Below are 20,504 nucleotides of genomic sequence, written 5' to 3'. Positions count from 1 at the left end.
GTGAGGGGCGCGATGGATCTCGCACGAACCGACATCTATCTCGACGGAGCCTGGGTCGCCCCCTCCTCCGGGCACACCATCCCGGTGCACAACCCGGCGACCGAGGAGCTCCTGGCTCGGGTACCGGCCGGCACGGCCGCCGACGTCGACCGGGCCGTCGCGGCCGCCCGGGCCGCCTTCCCCGGCTGGGCCGCCACCACCCCGGCGCAGCGGTCCGCCGTCCTGGACCGCCTGCACGCGGCGCTGGCCAGCCGGGCCGCGATCGCCGCCGAGACGGTCGCGCTGGAGCTGGGCACCCCGCTCAGGGTCGCCACCCGGGTACAGGTCGGCCTGCCGCTGACCGTACTGCGCAGCTACGTCGACCTGGCCGCCCGGCCGCCCGCCGAGGAGACCGTCGGCAACTCGCTCGTGGTCCGCGAACCGGTCGGCGTGGTCGGGGCGATCACCCCGTGGAACTACCCGCTGCACCAGGTGATGGCGAAGGTGGCGCCCGCGCTGGCCGCCGGGTGCACGGTGGTGCTCAAGCCCAGCGAGCTGACCCCGCTGACCGCGTACCTGCTCTTCGACGCGATCCACGAGGCCGGCTTCCCGCCGGGGGTGGTCAACCTGGTGCCCGGCACCGGCGTCGAGGTGGGCGAGGCCATCGCCGCCCACCCGGACGTCGACATGGTCTCCTTCACCGGCTCGACCGCCACCGGCCGGCGGATCTCGCACCTGGCCGCCGACCGGATCGCCCGGGTGGCGCTGGAGCTCGGCGGCAAGTCCGCCAACGTGATCCTCGACGACGCCGACCTGGCCACCGCGGTGAAGGTCGGCGTGGGCAACGCCTTCCTCAACTCCGGCCAGACCTGCACCGCCTGGACCCGGATGCTGGTGCACCGGGACCGCTACGACGAGGCGTTGAACCTGGTCGCCAAGGCCGCCGACGGCTACCGGACCGGCGACCCGTTCGCGCCGGACACCCGGCTCGGCCCGCTGGTCTCCGCGGCCCAGCGGGACCGGGTGACCGGCCACGTGACCCGGGCGCTCACCGACGGCGGCCGGCTGATCGCCGGCGGCCCGGACGCGGTGCTGCCCGAGCGGGGCTGGTTCGTCGCCCCGACCGTGCTCGCCGACGTCGAACCGGGCAGCGCGCTGGCCCAGGAGGAGGTCTTCGGACCGGTGCTCGCCGTCATCCCGGTCGACGACGAGGAGGCGGCGGTGGCCGTCGCCAACAACTCCCGGTACGGCCTGGCCGGCGCCGTCTGGTCCGCCGACGAGGAGCGGGCGGTGCGGGTCGCCCGGCGGATCCGCACCGGAGCCGTCGACATCAACGGCGCGCCGTTCAACCCGCTCGCCCCGTTCGGCGGCTACAAGCAGTCCGGCCTCGGCCGGGAACTGGGTCGCTACGGGCTCGACGAGTTCCTCCAGACCAAGGCGATCCAGCGGTGAGGGCGCTGCTCGCACGAGGCGTGGACCAGCCGCTGACGGTGGAGGAGGTGGAGCTGCCGGCACCCGGGCCGGGCGAGGTACGGGTGCGGGTACGGGCCGCCGGGGTCTGCCACTCGGACCTGTCCATGGTCGACGGCACGGTAGCGCCGCCGTACCCACTGGTGCTCGGGCACGAGGCGGCGGGCGAGGTGGTCGAGGTCGGCCCCGGCGTCGACCGGGTCCGGCCCGGCGCGCACGTGGTGCTGAACTGGGCGCCGCCCTGCCGGAGGTGCTGGTACTGCGGTCACGGCGAGCCGTGGTTCTGCGAGCGGACGGGCTCCCCCGCGACCGCCCGGGGCCGGACCTCGGCCGGTGCGCCGCTGCACGTCGCCCTCGGCCTCGGCGCGCTGGCCGAGGAGGTGGTGGTGCCGCAGGAGGCGGTGATCGACGTTCCGGCGCAGCTACCGTTCGCCACCGCGGCCCTGCTGGGCTGCGCCGTGCTCACCGGGGTCGGCGCGGTACGCCGGACCGCCCGGGTGGCACCCGGCGAGTCGGTGGCGGTGATCGGTCTCGGCGGGGTGGGCCTGTCGGTGGTCTCCGCCGCCCGGGCCGCCGGCGCCGACCCGGTCCTCGCCGTCGACGTGTCGCCCGCCAAGGCCGAACTGGCCGCCGCCGCCGGGGCCACCGACTTCCTCGTCGCCGACGACGCGCTGAGCCGGGCGATCCGGGAGCGCACCCACGGGCGTGGCGTCGACCACGCCCTGGAGTGCGTCGGCCGCGGCGTGACCATCCGCGCCGCCTGGCGGGCCGCCCGGCGCGGCGGCCAGGTCACCGTCGTGGGGATGGGCGCGCGGGACGACGTGGTCAGCCTGAGCGCGCTGGACATCTTCCACTCCGGGCGGACACTGCGTTCCTCGGTGTACGGCTCGTCCGACCCGGACCGCGACGTGCCCGAACTGGCCCGAGCCGTGCTCGACGGCACCCTGGACCCGGCCGCCCTGATCACCGACCGGACCGGCCTGGACGGCGCCGCGGCGGCGTTCGACCGGATGGCCCGCGGCGAGGGCGCCCGTACCGTCGTGCTGCCCTGACCGTCGCCGCCCGCCGCCGCGCCGGGTTCAGTGCAGCGCGCGGGCGAGCTCGGTGCGGGACCGGATGCCGAGCCGGTGGAAGATGTTGCGCAGGTGGTGGTCGACGGTCCGGGTGGAGAGGAACATCCGGGTGGCGATCTCGCGGTTGGTGGCTCCCTCGGCGACCAGCTGCGCGATCCGTAGCTGCTGCCCGGTGAGCAGCCGGGCGGCCGGCAGCTCCGGTGTGCCGACCGACTCGCCGGCCGCCCGCAGCTCGGTGGTGGCCTGCTCGGCCCAGACGGTCAGCCCGAGCAGGCCGAAGGTTTCCCGGGCGGCGTGCAGGTGCTCCCGGGCGTCCCGGGGGCGGCGGCTGCGGCGCAGTTCCCGGCCGAGGAGCAGCTCGGTGCGGGCCCGTTCGAACGCCCCCGTATCCGCCGGGTGCAGCCGCAGCGCGGTGCGGAAGCCGCGTTCGGCGTCGGCGCTGCCGCGCGCGGCCAGCAGCGCGTGGCAGCGCGCGGAGAGCGCCCGCCGGGACGGGCTGGCGGTGCTGCTGGCCCACTGGTCGAAGACGGCGAGCGCGGCGGTGGCGGCCGGTCGCCGGCCCGCGCCGGCGGCGGCCTCGACCAGGTACGGGGTGGCCATCACCTGGATCAGCACCTGCCCTCGGCCGGTGCCGGGGCGGGCCAGCGCGGCCAGTCGGGCGGCGGCCGCCTCGTGCCGCCCGTTGACCAGGTCGAGCACCGCGAGCGCCCACTGGGCGAGCGCGCGCGGGCGGCTGTGCGGGGCGGGCGCCTCGCCGATCTCGCGGATCCGGCACAGGCTGGTTTCCCGGTCGGCCCGTACCGCCGCCAGCACCGCCAGCATGCCCAGGTGCACCCCGGCGGAGTTGACCTGGCCGGTGTCCCGGGCGACCCGCAACCCCTCCCGGGAGGTGTCCGCCGCCGCCTCGTGCCGGCCCAGCCAGTACTCCGCGATCGCGCGCAGCTCCAGCGCCCGGGGCAGCGCGGACACCTCGCCGCGGGCACCCGCCAGCTCGACGGCCCGCTCGGCGAGCCGGTGGGCGACGCTGTCGACCGCGACCAGCAGGCCCGCGACCGCCGCGCCGGTCAGCGCGGCGGGGGTGAGCGCCGGCCCGGTCAGCCGGTTGCCGAGCACGACCGCCCGGCGCAGAGCCGGGCCGCCCCGCTCGTGGTCACCGCGCAGCGTCGCCGCCACCCCGGCGGCCAGCGCGGTCAGCAACTCCGCGTCGGGCGGGTCCTCGGCCCGGCGCAGGACCGCCACTCGGCGCGCCACCTCGGCGTAACGGAACTGGTCGCCGGTGTGGCAGGCCGCCTCACCGGCCCGGACAAGCGCGCCGAGGGCGGCGATGCGGTCGACCCCGGACACCGCCCGGGCGGCGGCGAGCAGGGTGGTCGAGGCCCTCGACGGCGAGCCGCAGCGCAGTTCCAGCTCGCCGCGGAGCAGCTCGGCCCGGCCGGCCGCGACAGGGTCGACCGGTCCGGCCGCGGCGGCCTCGGCGAGCAGCCGCCCGGCACGCCGCGGCTGCCCCGCCGCCCAGGCGCGACCGGCGGCGGCGACCAGCCGGGCGCTGGCCTGCCGCGGCTCGCCGCTGAGTTCGGCGGCCCGGTGCAGGGCGGCCACCCCGTCGTCCCCGCCGGCCCCACCGGCCACGGCCTCCAGTTCCGCCGCCAGCACCGGGTCCGGGCCCTCCGCCGCGGCGGCGCGGTGCAGCGTCCGGCGCAGGTGCTGTCCGGGGCTGTCGAGCACGCCGGCGAGCAGCAGGTGGGCGGCGCGCCGCTCGGCCAGCGTCGCGTCCGCCGCGATGACGGCCCGGGCCAGCGGTTGCGCCAGGGCCACCCGCTCCGGGCCGACCCGGACCAGCCCGGCTGCCTCGGCCGGGGCGAGCGCCTCGATCGACGTGCCGTCGGCGCGGGCGGCCCGGCCCAGGGTGGCCGGATCGCCGTCGGAGTCGAGCGCGGCGAGCAGCAGCATGCGCCGGGTGTCGGCGGGCAGCCCGGCCAGCCGGCCCCGGTACCCGCGACCCAGCGCGCCGTCGAGGGGCGGCCCGTCGGGCAGCGGCTCCTCACCGCGGCACTGGCCCGGGGTGAGCACCTCGGCGAGGTCGGCCAGGGCCTGCGGGTTGCCGCCGGCGACCGCGGTCAGTTCCCGGGCCACCCGGGGGGCCAGCCCGGGCAGCCGGTCGGTGAGCAGCGCGGCGCCGGCCCGGTCGTCGAGGGGTCGCAGCCGGTGCCGGGGCACGCCGGCGGCGACCGCGTCGGTGCCGGCGGTGAGCAGCATGGCAACCGGCAGGTGACGCAGCCGGCGGGCCACGAAGCCGAGCACCTCCGCGGTCGGCGGGTCGCCGCGATCGACGTCGTCGACCGTGCAGAGCAGCGGGCGCTCCCGGGCGGCGGCGGCGAGCAGTCCCAGCACGGCCATCGACAGGGCGAGCCGGTGGTCGGCCGGGCAGCCCGCGCCGGCCAGCGTCCGCCGCAGCACCCCGCGCTGCGGCTCGGGCAGGGCGTCGGCCCGGTCGAGCAGCGGGTCGAGCAGGCGTTGCAGGCCCGCGTACGACAGCGCGGCCTCGTCCGCCAGGCCAGCGCCGGCCAGCCGGTGACAGCGGGTGGCGTACCGGTGGGCGTAGCCGACGAGGACGCTGCGGCCAGCGCCCGGTTCGCCCCACACCAGCAGCGCTCCCCCGGCGTCCGGCAGGCCGTCGACCAGCCGCCGGACGGCCGCGCACTCGGCGTCCCGACCCGACAGCCCAGTTATTTGCACTGACGATGCAGCAACCATGCATCGAGTGTCACCTATCGGAAACCGGATGGAAAGAGTTCGGACCGGTCAGCGGGGAGCGCCGGCCAGCAGAGCGCCCACCGTCCGGGCCATCACCGCCCGCGCCTGGTCCACGCCCAGCCCCAGCCCGTCGCGCAGCATCGACCAGGCCGGCCACATGCTCGCCGCGACCACCGCGTGCAGCACCTGCTCCCGACCGGACCCGGCCTCTGCCAGCTCGGCCGCGAAGAGCTGCTCGACCTCCTCGCGGACCCGCGAGATGTGCACCAGCCGATTGCGGTGCAGCTGGTCGGAGACCGGCTCCCGCATCTGCGCCGCCCGCGCGGAGGGCGCGATGAGCTGCAGCAACCGCGCCCGCTGCCGGCAGTACGCGTCGACCCGCTTGGCCAACGGCAGTGTCGGTGAGATCGGCCGGTACGCGGCGTCCTGCTGGCGGAGCACCTCCGCCCCGCTGGCCTCGAAGAGCGTCTCCATGTCCTTGAAGTTCGTCCAGAGCGTACGCAGCGAGATGCCGGCCCGCTCCGCGATGCGCTCGCCGGTCGGCCGCAGGTCCCCCTCGGAGATGAGCGCGAGGTGGGCCTCGACGATCGCCGCCCGGGTCCGCGCGGCCCGGGCCGTCCGCCCGTCCACCCGGCCGGGCGCCTGCACCCCACCCATCCGCGCTGCCCTCCTCGACGCTGTCACGCCTCACTGCCCGCCGAGTCTAGACGTGCGCCGTCGGCGCGTCGGAGCGGTGTCGGCGCAGCTCGCGACGGGCCAGCGACTGCCGGTGCACCTCGTCCGGGCCGTCGACCAGGCGCAGCGCGCGGGAATCTGCATTCACGATGCAAACAGTATGAGGCCCTTCGGTGAACGTCAACGACGGATCTCGCCCAACATCTCACATTTCGTTGACACGGGCTCGGTCATAACAGCACCGTCGATGCAAATATAATGTGCACTCCGGAGAGGGCACCGTCATGCCGGAAGCCGTCAGCGTCGCCGCCGCCCGATCCCCGATCGGCCGCGCCAACAAGGGGTTCCCTGCGCGATCTGCGCCCGGACGACCTGGCCGCCACCATCGTCCGGGCCGCCCTCGACCAGGTGCCGCAGCTCGACCCCCGCGACGACGACCAGCCGCCGGACGTCTACGTCGCCATGCCAGGGCATGGCGACGATCGTCGAGCGGCTGAGCTGACCGGCCCGCCCGGCCGGCGCGGCTACGGTGCCGGGCGGACGGGTCGTGGGTGACCCCGCCCGCCCGGCGCGGTGGCTCAGGACGCGGTCGGGATCCCGTTGGCCGGCGGGGTCACCGGCTGGGCGGTGTACTCACGCACCGGCCCGTCGTGCTCGTCCGTCTCGTACGTCGGCCCGAAGTAGGCCTGCACGCCCCCGCCGACCCGGGTCAGCCGCTCCCCGCCATAGCCGGAGTGGTCGCTGTCGGAGTAGCGCAGCGGCGCGAGCCCGGGGCCCTGGAAGCCGCCCTTGGCGACCGCCTTGAGCAGGGACTCCCGGGTGAGGTCCTGACCAGCGGCCTGGAGCGCCTGCACGAAGAGGTAGCCGACCGCCATCCCGTAGACGGTGTTGCCGTCGAACGGCGCGTCCCCGTTGTGCTCCTTGTTCACCTTGGTGAAGAGCTGGATCCACGGGTTGGCCGCGTCGTTCTGCATCGGCAGGTAGTTGGCGCCGACCATGCCCTCCAGCAGGCCGGCCGCCGCGCCGAGCTGTTTGGCCAGCGTGGGGTGGTCGGCGCCCACGTTGGAGACCAGCCACTGCGGCTTGAAGCCGAGCCGGGCGGCGGTGCCGATCGACAGCGCGGTGAAACCGGGCACGGTGGCCAGGACGACCACCTGGCAGTTGGCGGCCTTGAACGCGCCGATCTGCGGCGCCACGTTCGTGTTGCTGGTGACGTACGTCTGCTTGACCGCCACCGCGCCCGCGCCGAGCACCTGCTCCACCCCGGCCAGGCTGTCCCGGCCGAAGTCGTCGTCCTGGCCGAGGAAGCAGACCTTCTGGCCGGGCAGCGCGGTCTTCACGTGGTTGGCCAGGATCTTGCCCTCCACCGTGTAGTCGGGGTTGAAGCCGAACGAGCCCGGATACTTGTCCGGCTGGTCCCAGCTGCGGCTGCCGGAGGCGATGAAAAGGTCCGGGACGCGGTTGCTCTTGAGAAAGTCGAGCACGCCGGTGTGGGTCGGCGTGCCGAGCCCGTTGAGCACGGCGAAGACCTTGTCCTGCAACACCAGTTGGCGGACCACCTGCTGGGTGTTCGCCGGGTTGTAGCCGTCGTCCATGATCTTGTAGGTGATCTTCCGGCCGTGCACCCCGCCGTTGGCGTTGACGTAGTCGAAGTACGCCTTGGTGGCCGGGGCGATCTTCGAGTAACCGGCCGAGGCCGGCCCGGTCAGCGGCATGTGGGTGCCGACCACGATCTCGGTGTCGGTGACGCCGGGCACCGTCCCGCGCCCGGCGCCGCCCGGGCCCTCGTCGCCACCGCAACCCGCGGCGGCGACGAGCAGGGCGATGGTGCTGACGACCGCGAGACCACGTCGTGTCGTAGGGTGCATGTGGAACACCGACCTTTCTTCGGTCCGGTTCTCCTGAATCGGGTGGTGGGTTGGGTGCCGGCGGCCGCGCCGCCGGGGCTTGCTAGGACCGCCGCCCCGGCCACCGGGCCAGTAGCTCCCGGCCGAGCCGGGACAGCAGTCCCTGCACGCCGCCGGGCGCGGCGATCATGACGACGACCAGGGTGATCCCGAAGATCGCCAACGGCAGGTTGCCCTCCAGCCGCTGCGCCACCGCGGGTGAGACGGTGAACAGGTCGGTCACGGAGTGCGTCAGGTCGGGCAGGGCGACCAGCAGGACGGCTCCCCAGAGCGCCCCGACGAGGCGGCCGAGACCGCCGATCACCACGGCCATGAGCAGGAAGAGCGACAGGGTCAGCGAGAACCCCCCGGGCGAGACGCTCTGCGCAAGCACCGCGAGCAGCGCGCCGCCGAGCCCGGCGCCGGCCGCGCTGACCACGAAGGCGAGCACCTGGGTACGGGCCACGTGGATGCCGGCGAGGCGGGCCGCCACCTCGTCGTCCCGGACCGCCCGGAAGGTGCGGCCGTACCGGCTGCGGACCAGGTTGGCCAGCAGCACCAGGGCGACCAGGGTGGCCGCCGTGGCGATCCAGAGCTGCCACCGCTCGTAGGGGAAGTAGGCGCCGAGCGCCAGCGGCGGCGGCTCGACCGGCACCGATAGCCCCTGGTCGCCGTTGAAGACGTCGTCGAAGGTGACCGTGAGGGCGGGCACCACGACCGCGACGGCCAGCGTCACGCCGGCGAGGTACGGACCGCGCAGGCGGGCGGCGGCCGCCCCGACCACGGCACCGACGCCCACCGTGACCAGGACCGCCGCGACCAGCGACAGCGGGAGCAGCCAGCCGTCGGTCATCCCGTGGTCGGCGAACGCGCCCTGGCAGAGCGCCACCGTGTAGGCGCCGGTCGCCATCAGTGCGCCGTGCCCGAGCGAGAGCTGACCGTTGAGTCCGGTCAGGACGGTCAGTCCGGCGGTCGCGCAGAGGTAGGCGGCCACCGTGGCGAGCTGGAAGTTGCGGAACGGCGCCAGGCCGTAGCTCGCCGCCAGCACCAGCAGTGCCGCGATGGCCGCCACCGCCAGGTGCCGCAGCAGAGTGGACCCGCGGCGGTCGTCGGCGCGCGTGCCGGTGGCCGCCCGCTGCGGCGCCGCCGCCCGGGTGGCGCTCACACCCGCCTCGCGGCGACCGGAGCGAACAGCCCGCCGGGCCGGACCAGCAGCACGGCCAGCAGCAGGACCAGTACCGCGAGCGGGGTGAGGTCGCTGCCGGCGTATCCGCTGACGTAGGAGAGCAGCAGACCCACCACCAGTCCGCCGACCACCGCCCCCGGCGGGCTGTCCGGTCCGCCGACCACCGCCGCGGTGAACGCCGAGACGAAGACCAGGTCCATGGCGTTCGGGTGCAGGCCCAGTTCGGTGGGGATCACCAGCATGGCGGCCAGGGCCCCCACCCCCGAGGCGAGGGCCCAGCCGAGGGCGAGCATGCCGCCCACGTTGACCCCCAGCAGGCGGGAGACCTCCGGGGCGAAGGCCGCCGCGCGCATCCGCAGGCCGACCGAGGTACGCGCGAAGATCCAGGCAAGCGCGACCATGGTCACCCCCACCGTGGCGAAGACGAACAGGTCGTACGGTGAGCCGACGGCGAACCCGCCGACGGTGAGCGCGGCGCGGCTGAACGGCGTCCCGGCGGGGTGGAACTCGTTGCCGTAGAGCATGCCGAGGACGGCCTGGATCACCAGGACCAGCCCGAGCGCGACGATCACCGGGTTGAGCGGTGAGGCGTGGTCGACGAAGCGCATCACCGCCCGGTCCACGACCGCGCCGAGCAGCAGACCGGCGGCGAGCGCGGCCAGGAAGCCCAGCCAGTAGGAGCCGGTCGACACGGACACGCTGTAGGCGACGTACGCGGCCGCGACGGCCATCGCGCCCTGGGCGAAGTTGACGATCCGCGCGGCCCGCCAGATGAGCACCAGTGCCAGCGCGAACGCCGCGTAGACGGCGCCCCGGGAGAAGCCGTCGAAGGTGAGGAAGACGAAGCGCTCCACAGTCCTCCTTCGGAGGAGACGAGGGGTTCAGAATCCGAGATACGCGTGCCGCAGGTCGACGTCGTCACGCAGCCGCTGCGCCGGGGCGGCGCGGACCACCCGGCCGAGGGACATCACGATCCCCTGGTCGGCGACGGAGAGAGCGCTGCGGACGTTCTGCTCGACCAGCAGCACGGTCAGCCCGGTGCCGTCGCGCAGCTGGCGCAGCAGGGCCATGATCTGGGCGACCACCCGCGGCGCCAGGCCGAGCGACGGCTCGTCGAGCAGCAGCAGGCGGGGCCGGCCGACCAGGGCCCGGCCGAGGGCGAGCATCTGCCGTTCGCCGCCGGAGAGCTGGTGGCCGAGGTGGCCACGACGCCGGGCCAGCGGCTCGAAAAGCTGGTACACCTCGTCCCGGGCGCGGGCGGAGTCAGCCTTGTCGCGGCGCCACAGCCCGCCCAGCCGCAGGTTCTCGTCCACGGTGAGCTCGCCGATCACCCCGCGCCCCTCGGGGACGTGCGCCATCCCCCGGCGCACCAGTTGCTCCACCGGGGTGCCGCGCAGGTCCTCCCCGGCGAGCACGACCTGGCCGGCCAGCGGGCGCAGCATGCCGGACAGGGCGCGCAGCAGGGTGGTCTTGCCGGCGCCGTTCGCCCCGACCACCGCCGCGATGGTACCGGCGGGGACCGCGAGGTCGACCTCGCGCAGCACCGGCGCGGCGCCGTAGCCGGCCACCAGCCCTCGCACGGTGAGCAGGTCCCCGCCGCTCGCGCCACCGCCGTGCGGGGCCGGCGCGTCGGGCCGGCTGATTCGCCCGCTCATGCGGCGGCCTCGTCCACGGCCGCGCCCAGGTAGGCGTCGGCGACCGCCGGGTCGTCGCGCACCTCGTCCGGCGTGCCGGCGGCGATCACCCGCCCGAAGTCGAGCACCACGATGTCGTCGCAGACGGACATCACCAGATCCATGTGATGCTCGACGAGCAGCACCGCGCAGGGGTCCGGGTCACGACCGGGCAGTTCGCGGATCAGCTCCGCGAGCTCGGCGATGTCCTCGGCGCCGAGGCCGCCGGCGGGCTCGTCGAGCAGGAGCAGCCGGGGCCGGGCCACCAGGGCGCGGGCCAGGGCGGCCCGCTGCCGTACGGCGAAGGGCAGCGTGCCCGGCGCGGCGGCGGCGTACCCGGCGATGCCCAGCCGGTCGAGCACGTCGAGGGCGTCCCGGCGCAGCCGGTGCTCGTCGCGGTCGCTGGCGGGCAGGCCGAGCAGCGCCGGCAGGAAGCCCGCACGGGCGGTGTGGGTGGCGCCGGCCATCACGTTCTCCAGCACGGTGAGCCCGGCGAAGAGCCCGGTGCCCTGCAACGTCCGGGCGATACCCAGCCGGGTCAGCCGGTGCGGCCGGGGCCGCAGTGGGCGGCCGTCGAGGGTGAGGGTGCCCGCGTCCGGGGCGACGAAGCCGCAGATGACGTTGAACAGGGTGGTCTTCCCCGCGCCGTTGGGGCCGATCACGCCGACCACCCGGCCGGCGGGCACCCGCAGCGAGACGTCGTCGAGGGCGGTGAGACCACCGAAGCGCACCCCGATGTGGTGCAGCGCGAGCCCTTGCTCCATTGGCCCATCCCTCGGTCCGGCGGGACGCGATATTTACACTCGGAGTGTACGTTTCTCGCCTCCGGCGTCAATACCTCCGTCCGGCGCCCGCGCCGGCGGCGAGCCCGGACCCCACCGGGCACCGTGCACCGGGGACCGGACGGCAGCCAGCCCGCCGTCGCGCGGGGCGACGGCGGTCCGGCCGGGGCGGTCAGGGCCGCCCGACGGGGTCAGGCGCTCGGGCAGGTGTTGCGGTACTCCTCGATCGCCAGACCGGTCGGTCCCGGGCAGAGGAACTGCTCGTACCGGGTGTCGTTGTCGACGAACCGCTTCAGCCAGGCCACCATCTGCCGGGCGGTGGGCGTGTTCACCGTCTGCGGGAAGAAGTGGCTGGCCCCGTTCAGCTCCAGGTACGCCTTCTCGGCCGAGGCCGGGATGCTGGTGTAGAAGGGCTCGGAGTGCGTCGCGACCGGGGCGATGGTGTCCGCCTCGCCACCGACGATCAGGGTCGGCACCTGGAGCCCGGACCAGGTCTTGTCCAGGTTCCACGGCGCCAGCGGCACGGCGGCCTGCAGCGACGGGCGCGACGCGGCGGCCTCCAGCGTCCCGCCGCCGCCCATCGAGTGGCCGGCGACCGCGAGCCGGGTGGCGTCGATCCGGCCCCGCACCGAGCTGCGCTGGGTCAGGTAGTCCAGCGCCGCCAGCAGCTGCCGGCCCCGGCTGTCCGGCTGGTCCAGACGGGTGATCGTCTCGATGCCGATCACCACGAAGCCGTGGGAGGCGATCCGGGGGCCGAGCCAGTCGATGCTGGACCAGGCCGCGGTGTAGCCGGGCGAGATGGCGATGGCGCCGAACGTGCCCGCGCTCGTGCTGGTCGGGTAGTAGATGACTCCCCCGCCGAAGCCGGTGACGCTGAGCGAGGAGACGTTGTCCGTGGCGACGGCGAACGGGCCGCGGCTGGCTTCCAGGATCGCCACGGTGGGGTCGGGGCCGCGCTCGTACGGGTTTTCCGCGGCCTGCGCGGCGCCGGACGACGCGCCGAGCACGCCGCCGGCGGCCAGGACGGCGGCCAGCGCCATCCCGACGGCACGAGCAGCGGGGGAACGGGGATGGGTGGTGGTTGGTGATGACATGCCGGGCACTCCCTACGGGTGGGGTTACATCGACAGATGTCATCCTTTGCCCTGCCCGCCCTCGTCCGCATCGGCAAAATCGCCGGTACCGCTGCGGGGTGGGCGACAACGTCTACCTGCTGTGGACCGACGGGTTCCCCGGCTGATCAACGGCTGTCCGGTTTCGAGCCCGCCGGCCAGGCGCGGACCGCGTCGCCGTGCCGAGCCGGGCCGCCGGACCACCCGGGAGGCACTCCGGCCGGCACGTTCCGGTGCCGCCATCGCTCATCGAGCGCGGGCTCGACTTCGTCGTCGGCACCTTCGTCACCACCAGCTGCACGGGCTCCGGGCTGATACTGCTCACCGTCACCCGGCCGCCCTGCTGCCGCGCCGACGCAACCGTCCCACCTGCTCGACGGCCGGACGTACGAGGAGCAGCGCCCCGACTCCCGCCGATCCACTGACTCTGCGACCAGTTGGCGAGGTGCCGTCGCGGCGGCCGGTCCCGGTTCGCCTCGCCGCCGCAAGCCTGACGCCGAGAGGCGTCAGGCCCTGCCTGCCGTCCGCGGCTCGGCAGCGTGGCGGATGTCGAGCAGGTGGTGCCCGGCCTCGTGCACGGTGTGCCGGCCGAGCCGGAGCAGCGGACGCACCTCCCCCCGCGGCCACGGTAGACGCCGGTGCGGGCCAACTCCACCTCGCCGAGCGTGGCGAAGCGGGCCGCGAACGCGTCGGCGGCCGTGGTCGGGTCCGCGAGGACCACCTCCGGGTCCTGGGCGTTGTAGCGTTCGGTGACCACCAGCTCGTCGCGGCCCATCGGCGCGAACTCCGGCTCCGACACGCACAGCGCCAGCGTGAGACGCCTTCCCTGCACCCGGAACACGTCCCGCACGTGGCACGTGCACTCCAGCGGCGACCAAACGTCCGGGGCGGGCCGCCGGCGCACGTCCAGCACCTCGCGCAGGCCCGAATCACATCCCTCGACCGAGTCTGCTGACCCTCCCGGCCCGCCCTGGCCACTTCGCCGGCCACGGACGGTCAGCGAAGACTTCGCTGCCCGTACCCCAAAATGGGTAGCCTCGCCAGTTCGTCCGGCCTAGCTTCTAACTGGATCTTCTCCACCCGCTCACGAGAGGACTTCACCCCGCGTGACGCCGCCTGCTCTCTAGACCTGACACCTTCCCCATGCATCGGTCGCCGACGTCGCCGTCGGCTCTTTCCCATGCCGTCTGTCACGTCCTCAGAGAGATCAGGCCATGTCTACGCATCCTCATGCCGTGCTGTCCCGAACCCTTCGGCGCACGCACCCTTCCCTGCTCGTGGGCCGCTGCAATCCCGGCCTCGGCGACGGCACGTTCCACGTCAGTGCAACCGGCGAACTCCTCGACAACTCGTCCAGCCTCGCCGCCGGCATCCTTCTCGAGCCCCTGATCGCCCGGCGCAGCCGGTCCACCCTGGTGCGGGAGCCATGTTGCGAACCACTCGTCCCGCCCGCTGAGCCGCAGAACTCACGGGGGTATCTCGTGCGTCCCGCGGTGGGCCGCCGTGGACCCGAACCGAGGCGGGAGGCGAGGTGGCCCCGCCCCGGACCGCATCACGCGGCGCTCCGCGCACGATCGCTCAACTCCAGCCGCGGGCAGGGGCCAGGGCCTACCCGATACCGGCGACGGAGGTGATCGCCCGACCGGATTGTCGGCCGGCGCGAGCAGGATGCAGGGACGGCAACCACTGCCCGCCTGCTGCGCGCTCGCATCTCCCGGGTCCCCACTCATCCCTGCAACCGCGCCACCCCAGGTAATGGCACATGTCGGCGCCAGAGCCCGGACCCACCGGTGACGTCCATCCTGCCCGACCTACCGCGCGGGTACCGCACGTCACCTGACCCGGGGATGGCAGCACCGGTCGAGCCGAGCCAGCCGCCGGGGCGCCCGCTCATCGTGAGCGGGCTCCCCGGAGCGGCTCCACCGGGGCGCCCGCCCGTCGAGCGGCTCGCGGCGGCGGCAGGCTCCGCCACCGGATCGTCGTCGTGGAGCGGGTGGCCACCGTGCGGCCGGCACTACGCTCCGCAGACCCGCAGGTCTCGCTGTTCACCTCGTCTGGCTCCCACCCCGACCGGACGGCCGGTGAACAGCGTGCGCCGGCCGGCTGATGACAGCGGGTCGCGGCCGCAGACAGAGTCGGGGGCCGGCCCGCCGTTCCGACCGGTGCGGACGAGCCGACGCCAGCGGGACACTCAGTCACCACGGTGACCAGAGACAGCATCGCGACGGCGACCGCGACCGCCCGCGGCCACGTCCACCATGCCGACAGCGCGGCGGCGACCAGTTGCAGCAACACCAGCGCGATCGTGACCATTCCGGGCACCGGCACGATGACCTGGTTCTTGTCCCCGGGGTCGCGAAGAGGTCGGGAGCCCGACGAGGACGACCACCGAGGCGACCGTCAGCACCACCGAGTACCCGGCGAGCGCCCACGAGCAAGGTGGCGTTGGGCTGGCTTGGCTCAGGTGGTCGCCGCCGCGGGTGACTCCGGCTAAGGCGTGTTTCGTAAGAGGTTGTCTCACGTGGCAAGTCTCGCGAGCTGCTTGTAGCAGGTCAGGGCGGTTGCCGTGGCCAGGTCTCGGCTCTGCCGGTCGTTGCGGACCACGTACAGGATCTTGAGACCACGAGTAGCCCATGGCAGGCTCATGCCGCATGATCGATGATTTCGCGAAAGCCAACCTGCACGGGAGACTGCGGCGAGACCGCAAGGCGCTGCTCTGGAAACTCGACGGTTTGTCCGAATACGACGCCCGCCGACCTTTGACAGCGACCGGGACCAATCTCCTCGGCCTGGTCAAACACGTGGCCACCGTCGAGGCCAGGTACTTCGGCGAGGTCTTCGACCGCCCTTCCCCGGAACCGCTGCCCCGGTGGCAGGACTCCAACGGCAGCGATCTGTGGGCGACCGAGGACGAGACCCGCGATCAGATCATCGCGTTCTACCGGCGCATGTGGGAACACTCGGACGCGACGATCAACGCGCTTCCCCTCGACGCCCCCGGCCACGTGCCGTGGTGGCCGGAGCCTCACGCCGACACGAACCTGTTCGTCATCATGGTCCATGTCCTCGGCGAGTCCATCCGGCATGCCGGGCACGCCGATATCCTGCGCGAGAGCCTCGACGGCCGGACCGGGTTGCGCCCCGAACACGAGAACCAGATCGACGAGGAAGCCCGTGCAGCCTACTGCGCGAAGATCGAGCAGGCCGCCAGGTCGGCTGACGAGGCGGCATGACCTGACCGACGGGCAATGGGCTGTTCTGGCTCCGCTGCCGCCTGCCGCGCCGAGGACAGGCCGTCCGCCGAAGTGGGAGAAACAACAGCTCATTGATGGGATTCGGTGGCGGATCCGCATCGGCGCCCCATGGCGGGACATCCCGGCTGAGTATGCGCCCTGGCCCACCGTCTACGGCCTGTTCCGCCGGTGGCAGCGTGACGGGACCTGGGACAAGACCCTGTCGGCATTGCAGGCCGCGGGCGATGCGCAGGCCCGTCCTAACCATCACGATCATCACTGAGTGGCTCTGACCGATTTATGAAACACGCCTTAGCCGAACGCGCACGCGGCGCGGCCGGCGCGTTTTGGCTCGATTCACATTTGCCCTTGCTCTGGTGGAGCTATCGGCATTCTCCCGCGAAGTGTGTCGTATGCGTCGTTTAGCGTCGCGTCGTTGCCCGGCGACGGGAGGGCTGGTCATGACGGAGCGGGATGGAGTGCCGTTGTGGGCTGGTGGTTGCGAGGATGAGGTGCGGGCTCGTCTGGCAGCGGGAGTCGACCCCTGCATGCCGCTCGGGCATGACTCGGCCCTGCCCGTCGCGGCTCAGCACTCGTCGGCCGCAGTCGTGGCGGCGATGGCCGCGGCAGCAGCCGATGTGGACGTCATGTCCGACGGTCGGTCCCCGCTGTGGCTGGCGCGGCCGACCCTTGGCCCTTGCTGACCCGAGTGGCGTAGACCAGGCGAGCACTGTCGCCACTGGGCGCGCGGTGGGACATGCCCGACGGCGGAGTGCAGGCGCTGGTTGTTGTACCAGCCGACCCACTCGGCGGTGGCCTTCGACCTGGGCGAGACTGCGCCACGGGCCCCGAGGTTTGATCAGCTCGGCCTTGTAGAGGCCGGGGGTGGACTCCATCAACGCGTTGTCCAGGGTAGATCGTGGCGCACCTCGTCCGCCGTCGCCGGGAGCGGTGGCGGGCACAGCTCGGTGCCGGCTGCGAAGCAGGAGCGGCTCGCTCGATGAACGGCTGCGCCGCGAAACGCTCATAGCGGACAAGAGCCACCTTGCCTCGGTCTGCGTGATCGCCTCTGTACTCTGCGCTGTCGGGATGTCGCCCGGCAGTTGTGGGCGCCCGACGTGGGGCGGGATGCGGGTTCTGAGGAGAGGGCAGGATGTCGCGGAAGAAGCGGAAGGCAACGGCGCGTACGACGAAGGCGGTCCCGCCGAACAGGCAACCGAAGAAACAGCCTCCCGTGCCGTGGTGGCGGCGCCTGAGCAAGCCGGCCGCCTGGATCGCCGGCGTGGCGACCGTGGTGGTCACCGGTGTTCTCACCACGCTCCTGGCGTGGGTGGGGCGCGAGGGTGTCGACGGCCCGGCCGTCAAGGATTGGATCCGTGAGGTCACGCGGGCGAAGGACGATGTCCGCTACACCATCACCCATGAGAATGACGGTTGGATCATCGCACTGCCCGAAGGAGTCGCCCTGACCCCCGCGCAGAGGAGCTTCCTGGCGAAGTCGTCGTACACCGCCCCGGAGGTCGACGGGTACACCCTGGACCGGCTCGCCGGCGAACTGCGGGCGGTCGGCGGCGCCGAGGTCCCGCAGCAGACGCTGCGGCTGACCGTCGAAGGCCACCGCAACCAGCCGATCCGAGTAGACAGCATCAAGCCCGTCAACATCCACCACCAGAAGCCGTACGACGGCACGCTGCTGCTGGTCCCCCCGCAGGAAGGCGGCAACACCGCCGAGATGGTGTTCAACTTCGACGACGTCGAACCGCAGGCACGGATCGCGCTCGACGACGACAACGGAGGCTACAAACCGGGCGAGCCCTACTTCCTGAAGAAGACCCTCACGATCAAAGACGCCGCCCAGGACGTCGTGGTCATCCGGTCGATGACCACCCGATCGGCGGTGTCCTTCGAAATCCAGATCGACTACCACATCGGGGACGAGGCCCGACACATCGTCATAGACGACGGCGGTCATCCCTTCTCAATCAGTCCGATGCGGTGCGCCGACCACAGCACATTGGACGCCGATGGAGCGCTGATCTCTCAGGGACACGCCAGCTACCAGAAGATCCTGGCCCGGAGCAGCGCCTCGGGAGCCATCGACGAGGTGCAGAACCCGGGCCACTTCGAACTCGGGACCCCGTTCTGCTGACCCGCAGTGCCGGACGCTGGCCGTCGGCGCTGCCGACGCCTTCGGCGACGTCCCGATGGTCACCCTCGCCTTCCTGACGCTGCCCTGCATGCGCCCGGGTCCGGGGCGAGCCCATCCCGTTCCGGGACGGCATCTGCCGAAGGCAGGGAGAGCCGCCAGCCCGGCGGACAACTCGCTCTGGTTGTGATGGGCGTCGGATCGCGGTCAGGAGTGGCGGGTCCTCGGGCTTCGCCGAACCCTCGCGCGGAGCGTCGTAGACGCGCCAGCGAAGAGCCGAGCGGAGAGTCGTCAGGGGCCTGTAGCTCTCATCCGCGTGGCAGGTGTGGCGAAGCGGCGTCGAATAACTGGCGTCGGTCCCGGCTCCGCCCCCGGTGGGTCGTGCAGCGATCCGTGATGCGCGGGCTGCTCCTGCGCACCACCGGCCCCGTAGTTTCGACTGCTGCGGCCGGTACGCTCCAGGCTGGGAGGAGCCGTACCACCGACCCCACGACGAACCCCGCTGAGCCGACGGATCCCGCTGACACGGAGTGGAAGATCACCCCGTCGACGTCGTCGCCTCGTGGGCTGTCGAACAGAGGCGGGATGCGTCGGAGGCCGTGCGGTGCGTACAGTTCCGGGTCGGACTTGGGGTGGGCCGGGTGGATCCGGCGCAGGGAACGGGACGAGACAGCGACGCATGACGGCAGACAACATTACCGAAAACGGTCAAGACGGCATTGACCGCGAACGGCTGGAGACCTGCCTCAGCGTCTTCGAGGCGTTGGAGCACCTGCCTCCTGATCACCCCGACGTGGTGCGGGTGCAACGGGCCACCGCGAAGCTCTACAAGGTGATCAAGCAGCGACGACGCGAGGAACGGCGGGATGCCATCGCGGCGGCCGACCGCGCGGTGACGGCGGCCACCGCCACCGGCGCCCCGGGCCGGATCGACGACGAGACCCAGGGCATCCCGCTCGCCTCCCCCACCGTCGGTGCCACGGCCGGCTTCCTGCACAATCCGCGCGGCTGCTACGTCTGCAAGCAGCGCTACCACGAGGTGGACGCCGTCTACCATCAGCTCTGCCCGCCCTGCGCCGCGCTCAACCGGGAGCGCCGCGACGCCCGTACCGACCTGACCGGCCGGCGCGCGTTGCTCACCGGCGGCCGAGCCAAGATCGGCATGTACATCGCGCTGCGGCTACTGCGCGACGGCGCACACACCACGGTGACCACTCGGTTCCCGCACGACGCGGTCCGACGATTCGCCGCGATGCCGGACAGCGGGGACTGGCTGCACCGCCTACGGATCGTCGGGATCGACCTACGCGACCCCGCCCAGGTGATCGCCCTCGCTGACTCGGTCAGCGCCCAGGGACCACTCGACATCCTGATCAACAATGCGGCGCAGACCGTCCGCCGCACGCCCGGGGCATACGCGCAGCTCGTCGCCGCGGAGGCGGCGGCCCTGCCGGACGGCCCCCTGCCGGAGCTGGTCACGTTCGCCAAACCTACCGGCCAGGGCGACCCGGCGGGCCGTATCGCCCCGCCGCAGTCGGCCACGGTCACCCCGCAGGCGCTCACCGCGTTGGCGCTGACCAGCGGCTCCGCCTCGCCGGAACGGATCGCCGCGGCCACCGCCATCGACGCCGGCGGTCTGGTGCCGGACCTCGACCCGGTCAACAGCTGGGTGCAGCGGGTGCACGAGGTGGACCCGGTCGAACTGCTCGAAGTGCAGCTGTGCAACGTGACCGCGCCGTTCGTGCTGGTCAGTCGACTTCGACCGGCGATGGCCGCAGCAACCGCCCGCCGGAAGTACGTGGTGAACGTGTCGGCGATGGAGGGCCAGTTCGCCCGCGGCTACAAGGGGCCCGGGCACCCGCACACCAACATGGCCAAGGCCGCGCTGAACATGCTCACCCGAACCAGCGCCCAGGAGATGCTGGCCGACGGCATCCTCATGACCAGCGTCGACACCGGCTGGATCACCGACGAGCGGCCCCACCCGACGAAGATGCGACTGGCGGACGCCGGCTTCCACGCCCCGCTGGACCTGGTCGACGGTGCGGCCCGGGTCTACGACCCGATCGTCCGCGGCGAACAGGGCGAAGACCTCTACGGCTGCTTCCTCAAGGACTACGCGCCCTGCGCCTGGTGATCAGCGCCCCACCACACCCAGCCCTGCCGGTGCCAGGAAAGCACCCACGGCGCCGGACAGACGAGGCGGTCCGGTTCCAGGTCCCCCGCCCCGTCTGTCGACTGACTTTCGGGTGACTCTGCCGGCCCGCGTAAGGCAGGAAGTGAGGTTCCTCCGGCAGCTCGGACTTTGATCATGGATTGACAGCCCTGATCAGGAGGTTCCCGTGCGTGCCCTTCGTAGGTACCGCCCCGCGGTCGACCGCACCCTCCGAGGTCGGTCGGCTGCAGAAGTCGTCACTCAACGCAGTGGTCGCGGCAGTGCGCCCCCAACGCCCGCTGGTCCGGCCGGTGCGCTCTGGCCCAGGCGTCGGACTGGTGGCCGGGTCTCCATCAGCGGTCCACCCACGCCACCCCACC

General features: G+C 73.1%; 14 protein-coding genes and 5 pseudogenes. 7 read left to right on the top strand and 12 right to left on the bottom strand.

Features of this window, described 5'->3' with window-relative positions; all coding sequences use genetic code 11:
• Positions 1-12: 12 nt before the first annotated feature.
• Positions 13-1,431, top strand: coding sequence for an aldehyde dehydrogenase family protein (locus ACLQ2W_RS29360; protein ID WP_425790542.1), 1,419 nt, complete (start codon positions 13-15; stop codon positions 1,429-1,431).
• Positions 1,428-2,501, top strand: coding sequence for an alcohol dehydrogenase catalytic domain-containing protein (locus ACLQ2W_RS29355; protein WP_425790540.1), 1,074 nt, complete (start codon positions 1,428-1,430; stop codon positions 2,499-2,501). Before ACLQ2W_RS29360 ends, ACLQ2W_RS29355 begins: the two co-directional genes overlap by 4 nt.
• A 27-nt stretch (positions 2,502-2,528) precedes the next feature.
• Here ACLQ2W_RS29355 and ACLQ2W_RS29350 read toward each other — a convergent pair whose 3' ends face one another.
• Positions 2,529-5,276 (bottom strand): LuxR C-terminal-related transcriptional regulator, encoded by a 2,748-nt coding sequence (locus ACLQ2W_RS29350; RefSeq protein ID WP_425790538.1) that lies wholly within the window; start codon positions 5,274-5,276, stop codon positions 2,529-2,531.
• A 48-nt stretch (positions 5,277-5,324) separates the two neighbouring features.
• Positions 5,325-5,933 carry a TetR/AcrR family transcriptional regulator gene (locus ACLQ2W_RS29345; protein WP_425790536.1) on the bottom strand — a complete coding sequence of 203 codons (609 nt, stop codon included), beginning with the start codon at positions 5,931-5,933 and terminating at the stop codon, positions 5,325-5,327.
• 302 nt (positions 5,934-6,235) lie between these two features.
• Here ACLQ2W_RS29345 and ACLQ2W_RS29340 point away from each other — a divergent pair.
• Positions 6,236-6,422: pseudogene (locus ACLQ2W_RS29340) on the top strand (acetyl-CoA C-acyltransferase); the annotation flags it as partial.
• Between the two features lie 107 nt (positions 6,423-6,529).
• Here the strand turns inward: ACLQ2W_RS29340 and ACLQ2W_RS29335 are convergent.
• From ACLQ2W_RS29335 to ACLQ2W_RS29300, 8 genes and pseudogenes are all read right to left on the bottom strand, one after another.
• Positions 6,530-7,819 (bottom strand): ABC transporter substrate-binding protein, encoded by a 1,290-nt coding sequence (locus tag ACLQ2W_RS29335; RefSeq protein ID WP_425790535.1) that lies wholly within the window; start codon positions 7,817-7,819, stop codon positions 6,530-6,532.
• A gap of 82 nt (positions 7,820-7,901) precedes the next feature.
• Positions 7,902-9,002, bottom strand: a complete 1,101-nt coding sequence (locus tag ACLQ2W_RS29330; RefSeq protein WP_425790534.1) for a branched-chain amino acid ABC transporter permease — start codon at positions 9,000-9,002, stop codon at positions 7,902-7,904.
• A complete protein-coding gene (locus tag ACLQ2W_RS29325) occupies positions 8,999-9,877 on the bottom strand; it encodes a branched-chain amino acid ABC transporter permease (RefSeq protein WP_425790533.1) in 879 nt (292 codons plus the stop codon). The genes ACLQ2W_RS29330 and ACLQ2W_RS29325 overlap by 4 nt, the downstream gene beginning before the upstream one ends.
• Positions 9,878-9,904: 27 nt before the next feature.
• The gene (locus ACLQ2W_RS29320) at positions 9,905-10,678 is read right to left on the bottom strand and encodes an ABC transporter ATP-binding protein (protein ID WP_425790532.1); all 774 of its coding nucleotides are present in this window, start codon (positions 10,676-10,678) and stop codon (positions 9,905-9,907) included.
• On the bottom strand, positions 10,675-11,460 hold the full coding sequence (locus ACLQ2W_RS29315; protein WP_405093691.1) for an ABC transporter ATP-binding protein: 786 nt from the start codon (positions 11,458-11,460) through the stop codon (positions 10,675-10,677). Before ACLQ2W_RS29315 ends, ACLQ2W_RS29320 begins: the two co-directional genes overlap by 4 nt.
• 209 nt (positions 11,461-11,669) lie before the next feature.
• Positions 11,670-12,572, bottom strand: coding sequence for an alpha/beta hydrolase family protein (locus tag ACLQ2W_RS29310; protein ID WP_425790531.1), 903 nt, complete (start codon positions 12,570-12,572; stop codon positions 11,670-11,672).
• A 646-nt stretch (positions 12,573-13,218) separates the two neighbouring features.
• Positions 13,219-13,494, bottom strand: a pseudogene (locus ACLQ2W_RS29305) (DinB family protein); the annotation flags it as partial.
• A gap of 1,613 nt (positions 13,495-15,107) precedes the next feature.
• A complete protein-coding gene (locus tag ACLQ2W_RS29300) occupies positions 15,108-15,236 on the bottom strand; it encodes a hypothetical protein (RefSeq protein ID WP_425790530.1) in 129 nt (42 codons plus the stop codon).
• Between the two features lie 5 nt (positions 15,237-15,241).
• Between ACLQ2W_RS29300 and ACLQ2W_RS29295 the strand changes: the two genes are divergently transcribed.
• Positions 15,242-15,823 (top strand): DinB family protein, encoded by a 582-nt coding sequence (locus ACLQ2W_RS29295; RefSeq protein WP_425790528.1) that lies wholly within the window; start codon positions 15,242-15,244, stop codon positions 15,821-15,823.
• A pseudogene (locus ACLQ2W_RS29290) lies at positions 15,807-16,082 on the top strand (transposase); the annotation flags it as partial. The gene ACLQ2W_RS29295 and the pseudogene ACLQ2W_RS29290, both read left to right, overlap by 17 nt.
• Before the next feature lie 327 nt (positions 16,083-16,409).
• Here ACLQ2W_RS29290 and ACLQ2W_RS29285 read toward each other — a convergent pair.
• Together ACLQ2W_RS29285 and ACLQ2W_RS29280 are read right to left on the bottom strand one after the other, a co-directional pair.
• A pseudogene (locus ACLQ2W_RS29285) lies at positions 16,410-16,613 on the bottom strand (hypothetical protein); the annotation flags it as partial.
• Positions 16,614-16,734 (bottom strand): annotated as a pseudogene (locus ACLQ2W_RS29280) (integrase core domain-containing protein); the annotation flags it as partial.
• Between the two features lie 242 nt (positions 16,735-16,976).
• Between ACLQ2W_RS29280 and ACLQ2W_RS29275 the strand changes: the two are divergent.
• Both ACLQ2W_RS29275 and ACLQ2W_RS29270 read left to right on the top strand, forming a co-directional pair.
• A complete protein-coding gene (locus ACLQ2W_RS29275; RefSeq protein WP_425790526.1) occupies positions 16,977-17,972 on the top strand; it encodes a hypothetical protein in 996 nt (331 codons plus the stop codon).
• Between the two features lie 676 nt (positions 17,973-18,648).
• A complete protein-coding gene (locus ACLQ2W_RS29270; RefSeq protein ID WP_425790524.1) occupies positions 18,649-20,106 on the top strand; it encodes an SDR family NAD(P)-dependent oxidoreductase in 1,458 nt (485 codons plus the stop codon).
• Positions 20,107-20,504 lie beyond the last annotated feature (398 nt).

It is taken from the genome of Micromonospora sp. DT227 (genome assembly GCF_049841835.1).
Classification (GTDB): Bacteria; Actinomycetota; Actinomycetes; order Mycobacteriales; family Micromonosporaceae; genus Micromonospora.
This window is presented reverse-complemented; position numbering and strand designations above follow the sequence as displayed.